Origin of the sequence: Pseudomonas sp. stari2 (assembly GCF_040760005.1) — a bacterium.
Taxonomy (GTDB): domain Bacteria; phylum Pseudomonadota; class Gammaproteobacteria; order Pseudomonadales; family Pseudomonadaceae; genus Aquipseudomonas.
Genome location: NZ_CP099760.1, coordinates 5,612,592 through 5,629,424, shown reverse-complemented (window position 1 = coordinate 5,629,424; position 16,833 = coordinate 5,612,592). Strand labels below are relative to the sequence as shown.

Below are 16,833 nucleotides of genomic sequence, written 5' to 3'. Positions count from 1 at the left end.
CATGTTCAATGACCTGAGTCGCCTCGGTAAATACCTCGGTCAGGCCGCGCGCCTGATGGTCGGCATGCCCGACTACGACACGTACGTCGAGCATATGCAAACCAAACACCCGGACAAACCGGTGATGAGCTACGAGATGTTCTTTCGCGAACGTCAGGAAGCCCGTTACGGTGGCAAGGGTGGGCCGAAGTGCTGTTGAGCCGCTGATCGCGGTTCATCAGAGGTGAGGTGGGAGCAGGTCTTTCGACCTGCTCCCATTTTTATTTGTGCAATTGAAGGAGATCGAGTTTGTCTTCTCCCATCCCGGTCACGGTGCTCAGCGGTTTCCTCGGCGCCGGCAAGACCACCTTGCTGCGTCATCTGTTGAAAGCCGAGCACGGCCTGAAAATCGCCGTGATCGAAAACGAATTCAGCGACGCCGGCATCGACACCCAACTGCTGGGCGACGAGCCGGTGCAAGTCATGACCCTGGCCAACGGCTGCGTCTGCTGCACCATTCACACCGACCTGACCAAAGCCCTGTACCTGCTGCTCGAACGGCTGGACAGCGGTGAAATCGCCTTTGATCGGCTGGTCATCGAGTGCACCGGCCTGGCAGACCCGGCGCCAGTGGCGCAGACGTTTTTCATCGACGAAGAACTGCGTGAACGCTACTTGCTCGACGGCATCATCACCCTCGTCGACGCGGCCCATGCCGAGCTGCACCTGACCCAGACCATCGCCCAGGCACAGATCGGTTTTGCCGACCGCTTGCTGGTGAGCAAGACCGATCTGGTGGACGAGGCTGCGTTCACCACGCTCAGTGAGCGCCTGACCCGCATCAACCGCCGTGCGCCGATTCGCGTGGTCGAACACGGCAACATTGATCTGGCCGAATTGCTCGATGTGCGCGGTTTCAACCTCAATGCCGATCTCGGCGGTGGGGTGAGCCTGCGACCGGTCAGCAAGGCGCCGTCCATCGACCGGATTTCCAGTCTGGTGCTGCGTACCGATCAGCCGCTGGATATCGATCAGCTCAGCGAGTTCATGAACGAATTGCTGGAAGAGCACGGCAAGCAATTGCTGCGCTACAAGGGCGTGCTGAACATTGCGGGCGAAGATCGTCGGCTGGTGTTTCAGGGCGTGCTGAAACTCTACGGCTTCGACTGGGACACCGAGTGGGCCGAAAGCGAGGCGCGGGAAAGCGTGATCGTGTTTATCGCCGACGATTTGCCGGAAGAGAAGATCCGGGCGGGGTTTGCCAGGGTGGCGGCGAACTGAGTCCGCCGCTGTCTCAGTGCGTGGAACCGCTGAGAATCGTCTGTTCCAGATGATCCAGATGACGGTTCATCAGCGACACGGCCTCGGCGGCGTCATCACGCTCGATCGCCTCGACGATCCGGGCGTGGTCCTGCCAACCGCAACAGCTGTGCGCTCTTTCAATGCAACGCGCAATCGCCAGTGAGGTCAACGGCACCAGCGTGCCGAGAAAATGCGCCAACGGTGCATTCCCGGCCATTTTCGCCAACTGCAAATGAAACTCCCCGGACAGGCGAATCGCCGCACCGCGTCGGTCTTTATCCACAGCCTGACGTTCGCATTCGATCAACGCGCGCAGGCGTTTCAGATCCTCAGCCTGCGCATGCTGACAAGCCAGTCGCACCAGCGTGTTCTCGGCCAGACGCCGGGCGTGCAAGGCCTGACGGGTCTGCTCGGCGTCCGGCGCAGCAACCCGCGGCCGATGGTTGGCCCGCAGCACGATGATCTGCTCGTGGGACAGCTGGGTCAGCACCCGACGCACATCGGCGCGGCTGACACCGAACATGTGCTTGAGACTCTCTTCTGTGAAACGGCTGGCGGCATCGAGGCGCTGTTCGAGGATCGCATCAAGCAGGCGCGGATAGAGATCGTCCACCGGCGCTTGCAGGCGGGAGAAGGGCAGGGCCGCCGAGGTCGGGCGAGGGTTCGACGGCGTAGCAAGACTGTTCATGGCCGGTCTCCAGTGTGAGGTGTTTCAGGTGTTCAGGTTGTCATCCGGAATGTTCAGTTCGATGCCCATGCGCTGGCCTTCACGCAGGATGTGCCGGCGCATTTCGGCACTGGCCTGAGCGCTGTTCTTGCTGCGGATCGCACGTACCACAGCTTCGTTTTCCTCAAGGCGTTCGGCCAGGTGTTCCGGTGAATTGCGCAGCACTTCGGCGCTCTGCTTGAGGGCGTTGCTGGTCTGCTGCACCACGCTCTGGAAAATCGGGTTCGAGGTCAGGGTGAACAGTTCTTCGTGGAAGGCGATATAGGCGCTGACCCCGGCCTCGCTGTCACCTGCTTCGAGGGCTTCGCGCATGTCCATCAAGGTCAGGCGCAGTTGCCCGACTTCCTTGCTGCTGATCGACTGCGCCACCAGACCGACGATGAACGGCTCGAGGGTGTAGCGCAGTTGCAGCACATCTTCGAGGCTGGCGCCGGCTACCGCGCTGTCGTGGATTTGGTTGTCACTGGCCTGGGCGTCGAGCACCACTACGCCTTTGCCCGGCATCGAACGCACCAGGCCGAGGGTTTCCAGCACGATCACCGCTTCGCGCAGGCTCGGGCGGCTGATGCCCAGTTGCTCGGCCAGTTCGCGCTGGCCCGGCAGCATTTCGCCGGAGCGCCACTGGCCACGGGCGAGGGCGGCCCGGAGTTTTTCTACCACTGAGTTGACGACGGTTGATGTAGTAATCACGTGTTTGCTCCACGAGCCGTGCCTGCAGGTGCGCAGGCACGGCGCTCATTCAGAATTCTTTGGCCGCCGCTTGAGCGGCCGTTTTTCTCGGCTGAAAGTTATAGCCCTGCTCGCCGTTGAGCACCTTGTTCGCCCGCTGCACGTCGATGTCCTTTTCCCAACGGGCGATGGCCACGGTGGCGACGCAGTTGCCGATCAGGTTGGTCAGTGCCCGGCCGATGCCCATGAACCAGTCCACCGCCAGTACCAGCACCAGACCGACCACCGGAATTGCCGGGATGGCCGTCAGCGTCGCAGCCAGAATCACCAGCGCAGAACCCGGAATGCCGTGGGCTCCTTTGGAGGTAATCAGCGACACCAGCAGAATCGTCAGCAGATCGGTCATGGCCAGCGGTGTGCCGGTGGCGTTGGCGATGAACACGATGGCCAGGGTCAGGTAGATCGAAAATCCATCGAGATTGAACGAGTAACCGGTGGGAATCACCAGCCCGACGGTGGAGCTGCCGATGCCCAAGTGTTCCAGTTTGCGCATGATCTGCGGCAGCACGGCGTCGGAGGACGCGGTACCCATGACGATCAGCAGTTCTTCGCGCAGGTACTTGAGCAGCGGCCACATGCGCAGGCCGGAGGCACGCATCACCAGACCGAGAATCACGCTGACGAACGCGATGCATGTCAGATAAAACAGGCCGACCAGACTGCCCAGATGTTGCAGCGAATCCAGGCCATATTTGCTGGTGGTGAAGGCGATGGCACCGAACACGCCGATCGGCGCCAGACGCACGATCATGCCCATGATCCGGAAAATCACATGGCTCAGTTCGTTGATCAGTCGAGAGATGCCGGAAGCGGCTTCGCCGACCAGATTCAGCGCGCTGCCGAACAGCACCGAGAACAACAGCACTTGCAGGATGTTGTTGTCAGCGAAGGCGCCGAGTACCGAGGTCGGAATCAGATCCATAAGGAACTGAGTGGTGGTGTGCATGTGCTGGCCGCGCTCGGCGATGTCGCCCATGTCGGCGGCGGACAGCTGCTCCAGATGGATATTGGCGCCGCTGCCGATCCCGGTGCTGAAGGCGAACACCAGACCGATCACCAGAGCGATGGTGGTCAGCACTTCGAAGTAGATCACCGACTTGAGGCCGATGCGCCCGACCTTTTTCAGGTCGCCGGCGCCGCTGATGCCGCTGACCACCACGCAGAACACGATCAGGCCGATGAGCATTTTGATCAGTTTGATGAAACCGTCGCCGAGCGGTTTCAGCTGGGCCGAGTATTCAGGAAGGGTCAGCCCGCAGACGATGCCGAGCACCAGTCCGAGAACCACTTGGAGGAAGATTGAACGCGAGCACCATCTGAGCATGGGAGGAATCCTGGTCGGTGTCCTGGCTGCCGTGCGCGGGGCGCATCAGATTCAGGACTTAATTATTGTGGTCTTACCGGTATGTCCAGTGCGGATGCAGTCTAGGCGCTGTTTTTTACGGATCGCAAGTGAAAAATGACGAATTGGCATGACCGGTCTTACCAGTTATGCGCCAGGCCCCGACCTTGAGCCATTCGGGGTTGAAAACTTTTTCGCAGACGAAAAAAAACCGGCCATCACTGGCCGGTTTTTCATGCTGCGGGTTTAACGTCGCGATTAAGCGCCGTATACCGGCAGTTTCTTGCAGATGGCTTTGACTTTCTCACGAACGGCGTCGATCACCGCTTCGTTGTTCAGATCAGCCAGGATGTCGCAGATCCAGCCGGCCAGCTCTTTGCACTCTGCTTCCTTGAAGCCGCGAGTGGTCACAGCCGGAGTACCGAAGCGCAGGCCGGAAGTGACGAACGGGGAGCGTGGGTCGTTTGGCACGGAGTTCTTGTTCACGGTGATGAACGCTTTGCCCAGAGCGGCGTCGGCGTCTTTACCGGAGATTTCCTGCTTGATCAGCGACAGCAGGAACAGGTGGTTTTCAGTACCGCCGGAAACCACGTCGAAACCGCGCTCGATGAACACGCCGGCCATGGCCTGGGCGTTTTTCACCACTTGTTGCTGGTAAGCCTTGAACTCAGGCTGCAGTGCTTCCTTGAAGCAGATCGCTTTGGCGGCGATCACGTGCTCCAGCGGGCCACCCTGGGCGCCCGGGAAAACAGCGGAGTTCAGCTTCTTCTCGATGTCGGCGTTGGCGCGAGCCAGGATCAGGCCACCACGAGGACCGCGCAGGGTCTTGTGGGTGGTGGTGGTCACGACGTCAGCGAATGGAACCGGGTTCGGGTAGACGCCAGCGGCGACCAGACCGGCCACGTGAGCCATGTCGACGAACAGGTAGGCGCCAACCTTGTCGGCGATGGCGCGGAAGCGCGGGAAGTCGAGGATCTGCGAGTAGGCAGAGAAACCGGCCACGATCATTTTCGGCTTGTGCTCAACCGCCAGACGCTCGACTTCGTCGTAGTCGATCAGGCCGTTGGCGTCGATGCCGTACTGGATGGCGTTGTACAGCTTGCCGGAGGAGGAAACGCTGGCGCCGTGGGTCAGGTGACCGCCGTGAGCCAGGCTCATGCCCAGGATGGTGTCACCGGCCGACAGCAGGGCCAGGTAGACAGCGGCGTTGGCTTGGGAACCAGCGTGCGGCTGAACGTTGGCGTAGTCGGCGCCGAACAGTTCCTTGGCGCGGTCGATGGCCAGTTGCTCAACAACGTCGACGTACTCGCAACCACCGTAGTAGCGCTTGCCCGGGTAGCCTTCGGCGTACTTGTTGGTCAGAACCGAGCCTTGAGCTTCCATCACCGCTGGGCTGGTGTAGTTCTCCGAAGCGATCAGCTCGATGTGTTCTTCCTGGCGCTGGGCTTCTTGCTCCATGGCGGCAAAAAGATCGGCGTCGTACTTGGCAATAGTCAAATCACGGCTGAACATGGCGGTCCTCAAGGATCGGGGGCAGAAAAGGGGGGCATTCTAACCCATCGGGTTTTGGATGGCATATGAAACGACATCATGTCGCAGACAAGTGGCGTTCATGACCAGATGTGTGGCGTCCGTGCCGGCCTTTTCCTGGCCAGCCGGTTCGCACAATAGCCGGGTTGGCGGCAGGATTGCGTGATCGACATCAATCCCTGTGGGAGCGAGCCTGCTTGCGGAGGCCACCCCACCGATCTTCAGTCGAACATGAACAGCGCGTCATTGCTGAATTGCGCCTCGAAGCGGGTGGCCGGCATCGGCCGCCCGAACAGATAACCCTGAACCTCGTCGCAGCCATGCTCGCGCAGGAAGTCCAGTTGTTCATGGGTTTCCACGCCTTCTGCGATCACCGCCAGATTGAGGCTGTGGGCCATGGCGATGATCGCCCGGGCGATCTGCGCATCCTGTTCGCCGGAAGGCAAACCGTCGACGAAGGTGCGGTCGATCTTCAGCACGTCGATCGGGAATTGCTTGAGATAGTTCAGCGATGAGTAGCCGGTGCCGAAGTCGTCGACCGCGATGCTCAGGCCGAGGTTCTTCAGGCCGGCAAGGATCTGCATCGCTTCGCTGACTTCACGCATCAGGATACTTTCAGTCAGCTCCAGCTCCAGGCACGCCGGCGGCAGACCGGTTTCCTTGAGGATGGTGGCGATCCGCGTGCCGAGCTGGCCGTCGGAGAACTGCCGGGCGGAAATGTTTACCGAGACTTTCGGTACGCGCACACGGCTCTGGTGCCAGGTCTTGAGCTGGCGACAGGCTTCGCTGATCACCCAGTCGCCGACGTCCACCACCAGCCCGAGTTCTTCAAGCACCGGGATGAAGTCCCCCGGCGGCACCAGCCCGCGACGCGGATGACGCCAGCGCAGCAGGGCTTCGGCACCGGTCAGACGTTTACCGTCGCCGCTGAACTGCGGCTGGTAATACAGCACGAATTCGTTCTGCTCGAGGGCGTGGCGCAGGTCGCTTTCCAGTTCCAGGCGCTCCAGCGCGCTGGCGTTCATGTCGGCCTGATAGAACTGGAAGTTGTTCTTGCCGCGCTCCTTGGCGTGGTACATCGCGGTGTCGGCGTTCTTCATCAACTGACTGAGTTCGTTGCCGTCCTGCGGGCTCAGGGCGATGCCGATACTGGCGGTGACGAAGAATTCGCGACCTTCGAGCACGAACGGCCGAACGAGGCTGGCGAGGATCTGCTCGGCCACGTGGATCGCACGGTTCAGCGCCATCTCGCGGCTGGAACGATGTTGCAGCAGCAGGGTGAATTCGTCGCCGCCCATCCGCGCCACGGTGTCGTCATCGTCGACACAGGCCAGCAACCGCGTGGCCATGTCCTTGAGCATGCGGTCGCCGGCAGCATGACCAAGGGAGTCGTTGATCGGTTTGAAACGGTCGAGGTCGAGGAACATCAGTACCACCCACGACTTCTGCCGGTCGGCCGATTGCAGCGCGGTGTGCAGACGATCCTGGAACAGCGTGCGGTTCGGCAGGTGGGTCAGGGCGTCGTAGTAGGCGAGACGGTGAATGCGCTGCTCGCTGGCCTTGCGCTCGCTGATGTCGCTGAAGAAGCACACGTAACTCGCCAGATCGCCCTCGTCATCGAGCACCGCAGTGATGCCGACCCACGCCGGGTAGTGCTCGCCGTTGCGCCGCTTGAGCCAGACTTCGCCTTCCCAGGTGCTGTGCTGATGCAATTGCTTGAGCACGTAGCGCAGGTGCGCATCCTGTTGTTCGTCGACGGTGAGCATGTTCGGCAACTGGTCGAGCACTTCGCTCACCGCGTAACCGCTGACACGACTGAACGCTTCGTTGGCCTGAACGATGTAACCGGCCGGGTCGGTGATCAGGATCGCCGAGGTCGAGTGCTCGAATACCGTGGCCGCCATGCGCAGGTCTTTCTCGGCGCGGCGCTGCTGGCTGATGTCACGACCGACCCCGAGCACGCCTTCGAACGCACCGTGCTCGTCCCACACCAGCACCAGACGCAGTTCGATCGGGATCTTGCGGCCATCGGCGCGCAGGCAGTCGAACAGGAACAACTGGGTCTGTACCTGGCTACGCAAAATCACCAGTTGCTCGGGTTTGCCCAACGCTTTGCTGACCCGATCCATCAGGAGATAGATGCCGCTCAATTGCTGCGGATTAGCGATGGTCGACTGCCAGCCGTTCTGGAAAATCCACTCGGCGTCGTAGCCCAGCACCGCTTGCACTGACGGGCTGACGTAGTTGAGCGAGAGCTTGCTGTCGGTGGAGAAGATCACATCACTGATGCTTTCGGCGAGCATCCGGTAGCGCTGTTCGCTGTCACGCAGGGATTCGCTGGCCTCTATCTGCTCGGTGATGTCCTTGGCCACGCCGATGATCCGCGTGACCTGATCGTGCTTGTCCCGGGCCAGCGCCTGTTCGCGGATATCGAAGCGCCGCCACTTGCCGTCGCGATGACGGAAACGCAACTGGCATTGCAGCAACTGGCTGTAACCTGCATGACGCTGCATTTGCCGCGAGCGGTGGTAATAGTCGGCGTCTTCCGGGTGCAGGAGGATTTCCCAGAAGTACTCGCCCATCTGGTGCAGTTCGGTGCGGTTGTAGCCGAGGGTCTGGCCCAAATGGTGGTTACTGAAGATCATTCGCTGGCTGATCACATCCTGCACGTACAGATGATCCGGCACGGTACGCACCACGTCCGACCAGAAGCCTTCGCGCTCCAGCAGTGACAGTTCGATCAGCTTGCGGCTGGTGATGTCATTGATGCTCAGGATCACGGCTTTGTAGTCGTGCTGTTCGTGAGGCAAACGCAACACCAGCCACAGGTGCTGGTCGCGGCCGTTGATGTCCGGCAGTTTGATTTCCAGTTCCAGCTGCTTTTGCTGCTGGAGTACGGCATCGAGCACTTGATTGCCGATCGCGCACTGGCTGTGCGGATGACCGTCGATCAGCAGTTGCCAGGCGTGCTCGCAGGAATTGACGTTGAGCAGTTGCAACGCCACCTGATTGACCTCGGTGACTCGTAGTTCCTGCAACAATTGCTGGCGTTGCTGTGGCTGGTCGAGCCAGGCCTTGAGCTGGTCGCTGGTCTGGATCTGGGTCTTTTCGAAAACCTGTTTCAATCCCGAAAGATCCAGCACACACAGCGCCACACCGGTGCCTTCGAAAATATCCTGATAACGACGTCGTCCTTCATGCACCTGGCGCTGGCGGCGGCGCATGTTCAGCAAGGCAATGAACGGCAGCAGGGACAACGCCAGGCCCAGCAGGCATTTGCCGATGAACGCCGGCAGCAATTCTTCGAGCACGTGTTGCCGGTCGAACAGTCCGCGCAGTTGCCAGTCGCTGCTGCTCAGCGGCACGGTCAGCACGCTGTTGGCCAGATCGTCAGGCGTCAGGGTGCTGGTCTTGGTGGTCGGCTGGGCTTCGTCGCGGCTGATGATCTGATGGTTGATGCGATTTTCCACCAGCCACAAAGGGCGGATTCCGCTGTCACCCTGTTTGGTCAGCGAGGCAAAGAAAGTCGGGGTGAGGCGCAGTGCCCAATAACCGCGAGTGCTGCCGCTGGCCTGATGCAGCAACAGATGCACCACCGAGCCGTCGTCGGCGTTGCTGAAGTAATGTGCCTGGGCGTGACTGCGGCGGACCAGGTCGCTGAGGTAGTCGGCGTCCTTGCTGTCGGTGGCGCTGTCGCTGAGGATTTTTCCCGACGGGCTGAGCAAAGCCATGCTCTGCAGATCAGGCAGGGATTTCTGCAGCTTGCGCAGCAGCGTCTGCTGTTCGTCGGTGGACTGCGGCTGTTCGACGATCGGTAGCAGATTGAGGGCGATCTGCGCGTTCAGCGACATGTTCAGGCTGACTTGCGAGGCGAGATCGGCGGTGTAATCGATGGTGTACTGGCGCTGGTTTTTCTGGGTTTCACGCAACTGATCGAGCAGTTGCCAGAACAGCAACGCCAGCAGCAACAGCACCAAAGTCGCCAGCGCGCCTTTCAATGTTCCGCGCAGGGACGAGCCGGGCACCGGTTGGGTGCTGCTCACAGAGGCTGGCGGAGTGACATTGGACAAGCTGTAATCCTGCGGTTTGGCTGGACTGGCGCGACGTGCACTATAAGCCGGACGCCCAAAGGGCGGCTAGCATGCCTTGAGTTGTGGCGAAGTGCCAGCCCCGCTCGGCTGGACTGCCTTCTGTCATTCAGGTAGCTTTGCCGGTTACGCGGGAGCGTTCCAGCTCCTAGACTTTCCGCGCGCACGCATTGATATCCTCCAGTGAACGACGCGCACGGTCTGGCCAGGCATTGCCTGTGTCCCAATCATTCATCAGTCACTGACCCAAGGTTCTCCATGGCTCAATACGTCTTCACCATGCATCGGCTGGGCAAAGTTGTTCCGCCGAAGCGGGAAATCCTGAAAAACATTTCTCTGTCCTTCTTCCCGGGCGCCAAGATCGGCGTACTCGGCCTCAACGGTTCGGGTAAGTCCACGCTGCTGAAGATCATGGCCGGCGTCGACACCGAATTCGAAGGCGAAGCGCGCCCGATGCCGGAACTGAACATCGGTTATCTGCCGCAAGAGCCGCAACTTGATCCGACCAAGACCGTGCGTGAAGTGGTCGAGGAAGCGGTCAGCGTGATCAAGGATGCGCAAGCGCGTCTGGACGAGGTCTACGCCGCCTACGCCGACCCGGACGCCGACTTCGACAAGCTGGCCGCCGAACAGGCCAAGCTCGAAGCGATCCTGCAGGCCAGCGACGGTCACAACCTGGAGCGTCAACTGGAAGTCGCCGCCGATGCGCTGCGTCTGCCGGCCTGGGACGCCAAGGTCGAACACCTGTCCGGTGGTGAAAAGCGTCGTGTGGCCCTGTGCCGTCTGCTGCTGTCCGCCCCGGACATGCTGCTGCTCGACGAACCGACCAACCACCTGGACGCCGACTCCGTTGCGTGGCTCGAACACTTCCTGCACGACTTCCCGGGCACTGTGGTCGCGATCACGCACGACCGTTACTTCCTGGACAACGTCGCCGGCTGGATTCTGGAACTCGACCGCGGCGCGGGCATTCCTTACGAGGGCAACTACTCGGGTTGGCTGGAAGCCAAGTCCGAGCGTCTGGCCCAGGAATCCAAGCAGCAATCGGCTCACGAAAAAGCCATGAAGGAAGAACTGGAGTGGGTGCGCAAAGGCGCCAAGGCCCGTCAGTCGAAATCCAAGGCTCGTCTGCAACGCTTCGAAGAAATGCAGTCGCAGGAATTCCAGAAGCGTTCGGAAACCAACGAGATCTACATCCCGGCCGGTCCACGCCTGGGCGACAAGGTCATCGAATTCAAGAACGTCACCAAGGGCTATGGCGATCGTGTACTGATCGACAACCTGTCGTTCTCGATGCCGAAAGGCGCCATCGTCGGCGTGATCGGCGGTAACGGTGCCGGTAAGTCGACCCTGTTCCGCATGCTGATGGGCAAGGAAACTCCGGACTCCGGCAGCATCGAGATCGGCGAAACCGTGCAACTGGCCTGCGTTGACCAGAGCCGCGAAGACCTGGACGGCAGCAAGACCGTTTTCCAGCAGATCTCCGACGGTTCCGACCAGATCCGCATCGGCAACTACGAGATCCCGTCGCGTACCTACGTCGGTCGCTTCAACTTCAAGGGCGGCGATCAGCAGAAGTTCGTCAAGGACCTGTCCGGTGGTGAGCGCGGTCGTCTGCACCTGGCGCTGACCCTGAAGGAGGGCGGCAACGTCCTGCTGCTCGACGAACCGTCCAACGACCTCGACGTTGAAACCCTGCGTTCCCTGGAAGAAGCCCTGCTGGACTTCCCGGGCGCCGCCATTGTGATCTCTCACGATCGGTGGTTCCTTGACCGCGTCGCGACTCACATCCTGGCGTACGAAGACGACTCGCAAGCGGTGTTCTTCGAAGGCAACTACACCGAGTACGAAGCCGATCGCAAAAAGCGCCTCGGCGAAGCAGCGGCCCAGCCACATCGGGTACGCCACAAGAAACTGGCCTGATTACGGGTTGGTTGCATGAAAAAGCGGAGCCTTCGGGCTCCGCTTTTTTTTGCCTGCAATGCAGACTGTTTTATAGCGTGTGTACTATTTGTTTTCATAAATGCGACATTTTTGTCTGTTGCTGTGTACATGTCGTTTGTTACAGTCCGGCTCAATCTCTTCCAACGACAACAAATTTGCCGAGACTTTTCCCATGATCGAATCCGTTGAATCCTTCCTCGCCCGTCTGAAAAAGCGCGATCCGGATCAACCCGAATTCCACCAGGCCGTCGAAGAAGTCCTGCGCAGCCTGTGGCCGTTTCTCGAAGCCCATCCGCACTATCTGACGTCGGGAGCTCTGGAGCGCATCTGCGAACCGGAACGGGCGGTGGTGTTCCGGGTGTCGTGGGTCGACGATCAGGGCAAGGTCCAGGTCAACCGCGGTTTCCGCATCCAGATGAACAGCGCCATTGGCCCGTACAAGGGCGGTTTGCGCTTCCACCCTTCGGTGAATCTGGGCGTGCTGAAATTCCTCGCCTTCGAGCAGACCTTCAAGAACTCCCTGACCTCGCTGCCCATGGGCGGCGGCAAGGGCGGTTCGGACTTCGATCCGAAGGGCAAGAGTGACGCCGAAGTCATGCGTTTCTGCCAGGCGTTCATGAGCGAGCTATACCGCCACATCGGTGCCGACGTGGACGTGCCGGCGGGCGATATCGGTGTCGGTGCACGGGAGATCGGTTTCCTGTTCGGCCAATACAAGCGCCTGAGCAACCAGTTCACCAGCGTGCTGACCGGCAAGGGCATGACCTACGGCGGCAGCCTGATCCGCCCGGAAGCCACCGGTTTCGGTTGCGTGTATTTCGCCGAGGAAATGCTCAAGCGCCGCGAGCAGACCGTCGAAGGCAAGCGCGTGGCGATCTCCGGTTCCGGCAACGTTGCCCAGTACGCGGCTCGCAAAGTGATGGATCTGGGCGGCAAGGTGATTTCCCTGTCCGATTCCGAAGGCACGCTGTATTGCGAGGCCGGCCTGAGCGAAGAGCAGTGGCTGGCGCTGCTGGAGCTGAAAAACGTCAGGCGTGGACGGATCAGCGAACTGGCGGCGTTTGGCCTGGAGTTCCGCGCCGGTCAGCTGCCATGGTCGTTGCCGTGCGATATCGCGTTGCCATGCGCCACCCAGAACGAACTCGACGCTGAAGCTGCCCGCACCCTGCTGCACAACGGCTGCATCTGTGTGGCCGAGGGCGCGAACATGCCGACCACTCTTGAGGCTGTGGATATCTTTATCGAAGCCGGCATTCTGTTCGCGCCGGGCAAGGCATCGAATGCCGGCGGCGTGGCGGTCAGCGGTCTGGAGATGTCGCAGAACGCCATGCGCCTGCTGTGGACGGCGGGCGAGGTGGACAGCAAGCTGCACGGGATCATGCAGTCGATCCACCATGCCTGTGTGCATTACGGTGAGGAAAACGGGCGGATCAACTACGTCAAAGGCGCGAACATCGCCGGTTTCGTCAAAGTCGCCGACGCGATGCTGGCGCAAGGCGTGGTTTAAGGCAGATCGATTCGGATCACTTCGATCAGTTGATTGCCGGCCGGGCGCTGCCACAGCACTTCGTCGTTGAGCCGGGCACCGAGCAGTGCACGGCCTAGCGGTGAGGCCCAGTTGATCAGGCCGTTGGCCGCATCGGCCTGATCTTCGCCGACCAGTTGCACCCGGCGCTCGGTGGCGTGTTCATCGGCGTAAGTCACCCAGCTGCCGATCTGCACCTTGTCGGTCGAGGTCGGGGCGAGCGCGACCTGGGCGCTGCCGACCCGTTGATTGAAATAACGCAAATCCCGTTCGAGGTCGGCCAGTCGCTGCTTGTCGGCTTGCTCGCCCTTGGCAGACTGTTCGGCGTGCAACGTCTGCAGTTCGGCGACTTTCGTCTGCAACTGGACAAGCCCTTGCGGCGTGACGTAATTGGGTTGAGTGCTGACCTGCCGTTCGACTGGCTGATCGGCCTGCGCGGCGGCGTTGTCTTCGTTGACGAAAGCACGGCTCATGGTGACCTCCTGTGACAACCGTTGGGCCATGTTCGCAGGCAATGAGTTTCACTGGATGTCTGGAAACGACCTACTGCGAGCGATAAGCCCGCGCGGCGCCCTGATCCTTCTGTTGCTGCCAGGCCCGTTCGCGCTCGTCCCAATGTTCGTTGCGATAGTCTTCGCGATCCCGGTTTTCCAGCATCGCCTGACATTGGCGGAAACCGTCGCTCCAGCCCTCGGCGTATTGCTTGTCCTTAAGGTAGCGCGGCACATTCTTGCGAAACTCGCCGCTGATCGAGCCGGCCGCCTGACGACCGCTGATGCAACCGTCATCGAAACCGTCGGCGAACGCCGGTGGGTAACCCTTGGCAATCAGATCTTCGTGGGTGCTTTGACAGCCACCCAGCATCAGCAACACGCCCGCAAAAACCGCATACCGCCACATCACACTCTCCCGCGCCGTTATCCGGCTGATAGGGAAAGTCTAGAAGCGGATTCGTCGATGAGGCGTGAAAGAAAGATCAAAACCTCAGTAGTGATACCACTTCACCTCAAGCATCACCTCGGTCTCAGGTGTTGCCAGATGGCTGAATTCACGCTGGGCGCTGAGGCGCAGGCCGAGATTGCGGGATAACTCCCACTGCTGGTTCAGGCTCAGGCTGCGGCGCACTTCGCCATTGAAGAAGTAATCGCCCTTGGCCTCCACACTGAGATTGCCCAACGGGTTTTTCCACAACACGCCGGTGTTGAAACCGCCTGCGGGGGAAACGAATTCGGCGAAATCATTGTTGTGTTCAACGCGCACGGTGCCGAGGGCAAAACCCAGTACATCGTCACCCAGCGCCCAGGTTCCACCGCCGCCACCGTTGACATGGCTGACCAGGGTTTCGTCGTCATGCTTGCCCGGCACCCGCTCCAGACCTCCGGTGACTTGCCACGACAGTGGCTGCAACAGCGCATTGCGCGGCGTCAGTGAGCGGATGGTCGCCAGATCCAGTTGCTGGAACTGCCAGTGATTGCCTTCGTACTGGCGCAGCTTCATTTGCAGGATTTCGATCTGCGCGCCGAGGGGGAAACTCTCGGCGTTGTCGTTGAGATCGTGGTAGGCCATGCGCAAGCCGTACTCGCCGAACGCGCGGTCACCTCGGGTGCCGAGACCGGCCTGCCAGGTGCGGGACTCGTGCCCGTCCTCGGGCAGCCCCGGCTGCGGGATTTGCAGCTCCGGTGCCGGGTTCTTGTTGATCGCCCGCAGCAGTTCGAAACTGCGCTGCGCTCGCTGCGGATCACGCTCCTGGCCGTTGGCGCGGTAACGTTCCAGTCGATACGCGGCGTCGACGATGAGCGCTTGCCGGTCACGGGGCAGGGCCTTGAAGGCCGGGTCCTGCAATTGTTGCTGGTCGGCACTGACTTTCAGCACCCAGTCCTGTTCTTCGCCGGTCAGGGGTTCGGCGCGGCTGAGCAATTCACGCTCGCGGGACGGGCGGTATTCGATGTGCTCGACCAGTCCGGCTTCCTTCACGGCTTTGACGGTGTCGGTCGGGATCGCGGTCAGCGGGAATTGCTCGGTCAGGCGCAGGCTCGGACGGGCGACCTGCAACAGTTCGAGCAGACGATAGGAGCAGTTTTCATCGAAGAAAAAGTAGTCGAACTGAATCTGCTTCAGCTCCCACACATGCTCGACCATGCGTGCGGTTTCGGCTTGCGTCAGGTTGAGCCGGTATTCCCACAGGTCGCGGTTTTCCAGGCTGCGGTATTCCGAGAGTTTTTCCTGATACGGCACCAGCGCGAACAGTCCCGGATAGCCACCCATCAGGCCTTTCCAGGCGTACAGGATGCTGTTGTCCGAGCCTTCGATGTAGGCGCCGAAGTTGATCGCGTAACTGAGCAGCGAAGTCTTGTCGCTTTGCACGTCAGCCTGGTCGATGCGCAGCAGGGTGTGGCCGAACATCGACGACGGGCTGTTGAGGTAGGCCGCCGGGAAAATCATCACCGCGCTGTGGGGCGAGACGTCCTTGAACCATTTCTTGAATTCGGAGCAGTCCGGCGATGGCAGGTCGGTCAGGTTGAGTTGATCTTTCAGCCAGCGGGTGCGCGCCGGGTAGACGCACTGGGCGTGTTGCCCACCGAGACTGACCGGGGCATACAGCGCCTGGACGGTGGCGGCCAGTTCGTGGTCGGGGTGCTCGTTGCCGTCGGCGGCCAGGAAGAACTTCTTGTCGCTGACGTAACTGCGCCAGCCGCCGAGCTTGGCGGTTTCGTAGTGGCCGAGGGAAATCCAGAAGCGATCGTTGGCCAGTTGCTGCAAACGTTGAGGGTTGATGTGGGGCGCGGCGGATAGCGGGGCGCAGACACACAGCGCCAGCCAGGCAAGGCGTTTGAGCATAGGTGGCAACTTAAGTCGAAAGAAACAAAAGACCCAAAGAGGGACGGGCCGAAAAAACAAAACCCGCTTCCCGAAAGAAGCGGGTGGGGTCGAGCTTAAGCCTGAGTCGCGTACTTGGCCAGACGAGGGTCTGCTTTCAGAACGGCCAGGGTGTTGGTATGCACGTCTTCGGCGGTCACGTCAGCCTTGCTGAAGATCTGCTGGAAGTGCTCGTGAGTGACGGCGGCGAAGTGCGCACGGTCTTCCGGCGCCACGCCCAGTACCACGGCATAGGTCGTCAGCGCTTCGCCGTTGCCTTTTGCCATGTCTTCGGACAGCTCGTTCATCATGCCATTCATGGCAAACCAGGATTTGCCGCCATAGGTCAGCGAGGCGTTGGTGGAGCAACCGTTGGTGCCGGACGTCATGCCGAACGTCGCGTTGCCGGAGGTGCCGTTGGTGGTGGATGCCAGGAAGTGAGCCGGGGTGCCACGCTGACCTTCGAACAGCATGTTGCCCCAACCGCAATCCGGGCCGCCTGGCGCCTGAGCCATGGCGTTGATGGATACAGCGGTGAAGAGAGTACCGAGAAGAATCCGTTTCATAGCTTTGTTCTCTTTGTGTGCATACCAATGGACAGGGTTCTGGCCCCGATTCTCTACCAAACAAGCCTCATGGCGAGTTTTCGTACAGACCTTGTGGTGCCAGTGGGCCGGTATTAGTTCCAGCCGCGCAGTTTGGAGTTTAGGCACGTTCCAAGGGTTCCGTGACTTTTTGCACAATATTTGGAATAAACCCCGGTTTTACAGGGCCGGACCGTGGACAGGCCGGTTGTCTATGCTTTGTCGTA

At 60.6% G+C, this 16,833-nt stretch carries 13 protein-coding genes; 4 read left to right on the top strand and 9 right to left on the bottom strand.

From position 1 onward, the window contains the following. Position 1 precedes the first annotated feature (1 nt). Both NH234_RS25800 and yjiA read left to right on the top strand, forming a co-directional pair. A complete protein-coding gene (locus NH234_RS25800; RefSeq protein ID WP_003228401.1) occupies positions 2-199 on the top strand; it encodes a YbdD/YjiX family protein in 198 nt (65 codons plus the stop codon). Between the two features lie 89 nt (positions 200-288). Beyond that, positions 289-1,260, top strand: a complete 972-nt coding sequence (gene yjiA, locus NH234_RS25795) for a GTPase (RefSeq protein ID WP_085732870.1) — start codon at positions 289-291, stop codon at positions 1,258-1,260. A 13-nt stretch (positions 1,261-1,273) separates the two neighbouring features. On the opposite strand, the gene NH234_RS25790 is transcribed toward yjiA, so the two are convergent. From NH234_RS25790 to NH234_RS25770, 5 genes are all read right to left on the bottom strand, one after another. Further along, positions 1,274-1,969, bottom strand: coding sequence for a GntR family transcriptional regulator (locus NH234_RS25790; RefSeq protein WP_085732869.1), 696 nt, complete (start codon positions 1,967-1,969; stop codon positions 1,274-1,276). Between the two features lie 24 nt (positions 1,970-1,993). Beyond that, positions 1,994-2,698, bottom strand: coding sequence for a FadR/GntR family transcriptional regulator (locus NH234_RS25785; protein ID WP_367254702.1), 705 nt, complete (start codon positions 2,696-2,698; stop codon positions 1,994-1,996). Between the two features lie 49 nt (positions 2,699-2,747). After that, positions 2,748-4,061 (bottom strand): C4-dicarboxylate transporter DctA, encoded by a 1,314-nt coding sequence (locus NH234_RS25780; protein ID WP_085732867.1) that lies wholly within the window; start codon positions 4,059-4,061, stop codon positions 2,748-2,750. Between the two features lie 276 nt (positions 4,062-4,337). Beyond that, entirely contained in the window at positions 4,338-5,591 is a 1,254-nt protein-coding gene (glyA, locus tag NH234_RS25775; protein ID WP_085655048.1) for a serine hydroxymethyltransferase, read from the bottom strand. Between the two features lie 239 nt (positions 5,592-5,830). Next, entirely contained in the window at positions 5,831-9,679 is a 3,849-nt protein-coding gene (locus NH234_RS25770; RefSeq protein WP_367254699.1) for an EAL domain-containing protein, read from the bottom strand. A gap of 276 nt (positions 9,680-9,955) precedes the next feature. Between NH234_RS25770 and ettA the strand changes: the two genes are divergently transcribed. Next, the gene (gene ettA / locus NH234_RS25765; RefSeq protein WP_085689706.1) at positions 9,956-11,620 is read left to right on the top strand and encodes an energy-dependent translational throttle protein EttA; all 1,665 of its coding nucleotides are present in this window, start codon (positions 9,956-9,958) and stop codon (positions 11,618-11,620) included. A 193-nt stretch (positions 11,621-11,813) separates the two neighbouring features. After that, the gene (gdhA, locus tag NH234_RS25760) at positions 11,814-13,148 is read left to right on the top strand and encodes an NADP-specific glutamate dehydrogenase (protein WP_367254697.1); all 1,335 of its coding nucleotides are present in this window, start codon (positions 11,814-11,816) and stop codon (positions 13,146-13,148) included. On the opposite strand, the gene NH234_RS25755 is transcribed toward gdhA, so the two are convergent. The 4 genes from NH234_RS25755 to NH234_RS25740 form a co-directional block, all read right to left on the bottom strand. After that, complete coding sequence (locus NH234_RS25755) at positions 13,145-13,639, bottom strand: GreA/GreB family elongation factor (protein ID WP_085732864.1); 495 nt, start codon at positions 13,637-13,639, stop codon at positions 13,145-13,147. The two genes, gdhA and NH234_RS25755, sit on opposite strands and share 4 nt — an antisense overlap. 70 nt (positions 13,640-13,709) lie before the next feature. Next, positions 13,710-14,066, bottom strand: a complete 357-nt coding sequence (locus tag NH234_RS25750; protein WP_085732863.1) for a hypothetical protein — start codon at positions 14,064-14,066, stop codon at positions 13,710-13,712. A gap of 84 nt (positions 14,067-14,150) precedes the next feature. Then, entirely contained in the window at positions 14,151-16,004 is a 1,854-nt protein-coding gene (locus NH234_RS25745) for a DUF4105 domain-containing protein (protein ID WP_367254695.1), read from the bottom strand. A 95-nt stretch (positions 16,005-16,099) separates the two neighbouring features. Continuing rightward, a complete protein-coding gene (locus NH234_RS25740; protein WP_007950971.1) occupies positions 16,100-16,588 on the bottom strand; it encodes a DUF3015 domain-containing protein in 489 nt (162 codons plus the stop codon). Positions 16,589-16,833: the final 245 nt, after the last annotated feature.

Excerpts from the sequence above, each read along its gene's own strand:
- NH234_RS25740 (WP_007950971.1), bottom strand. The coding sequence starts at position 16,588 with ATGAAACGGATTCTTCTCGGTACTCTCTTCACCGCTGTATCCATCAAC.
- NH234_RS25780 (WP_085732867.1), bottom strand. The coding sequence starts at position 4,061 with ATGCTCAGATGGTGCTCGCGTTCAATCTTCCTCCAAGTGGTTCTCGGA.
- glyA (WP_085655048.1), bottom strand. The coding sequence starts at position 5,591 with ATGTTCAGCCGTGATTTGACTATTGCCAAGTACGACGCCGATCTTTTT.
- ettA (WP_085689706.1), top strand. The coding sequence starts at position 9,956 with ATGGCTCAATACGTCTTCACCATGCATCGGCTGGGCAAAGTTGTTCCG.
- NH234_RS25745 (WP_367254695.1), bottom strand. The coding sequence starts at position 16,004 with ATGCTCAAACGCCTTGCCTGGCTGGCGCTGTGTGTCTGCGCCCCGCTA.
- NH234_RS25800 (WP_003228401.1), top strand. The coding sequence starts at position 2 with ATGTTCAATGACCTGAGTCGCCTCGGTAAATACCTCGGTCAGGCCGCG.
- gdhA (WP_367254697.1), top strand. The coding sequence starts at position 11,814 with ATGATCGAATCCGTTGAATCCTTCCTCGCCCGTCTGAAAAAGCGCGAT.
- NH234_RS25750 (WP_085732863.1), bottom strand. The coding sequence starts at position 14,066 with ATGTGGCGGTATGCGGTTTTTGCGGGCGTGTTGCTGATGCTGGGTGGC.
- NH234_RS25790 (WP_085732869.1), bottom strand. The coding sequence starts at position 1,969 with ATGAACAGTCTTGCTACGCCGTCGAACCCTCGCCCGACCTCGGCGGCC.
- NH234_RS25755 (WP_085732864.1), bottom strand. The coding sequence starts at position 13,639 with ATGAGCCGTGCTTTCGTCAACGAAGACAACGCCGCCGCGCAGGCCGAT.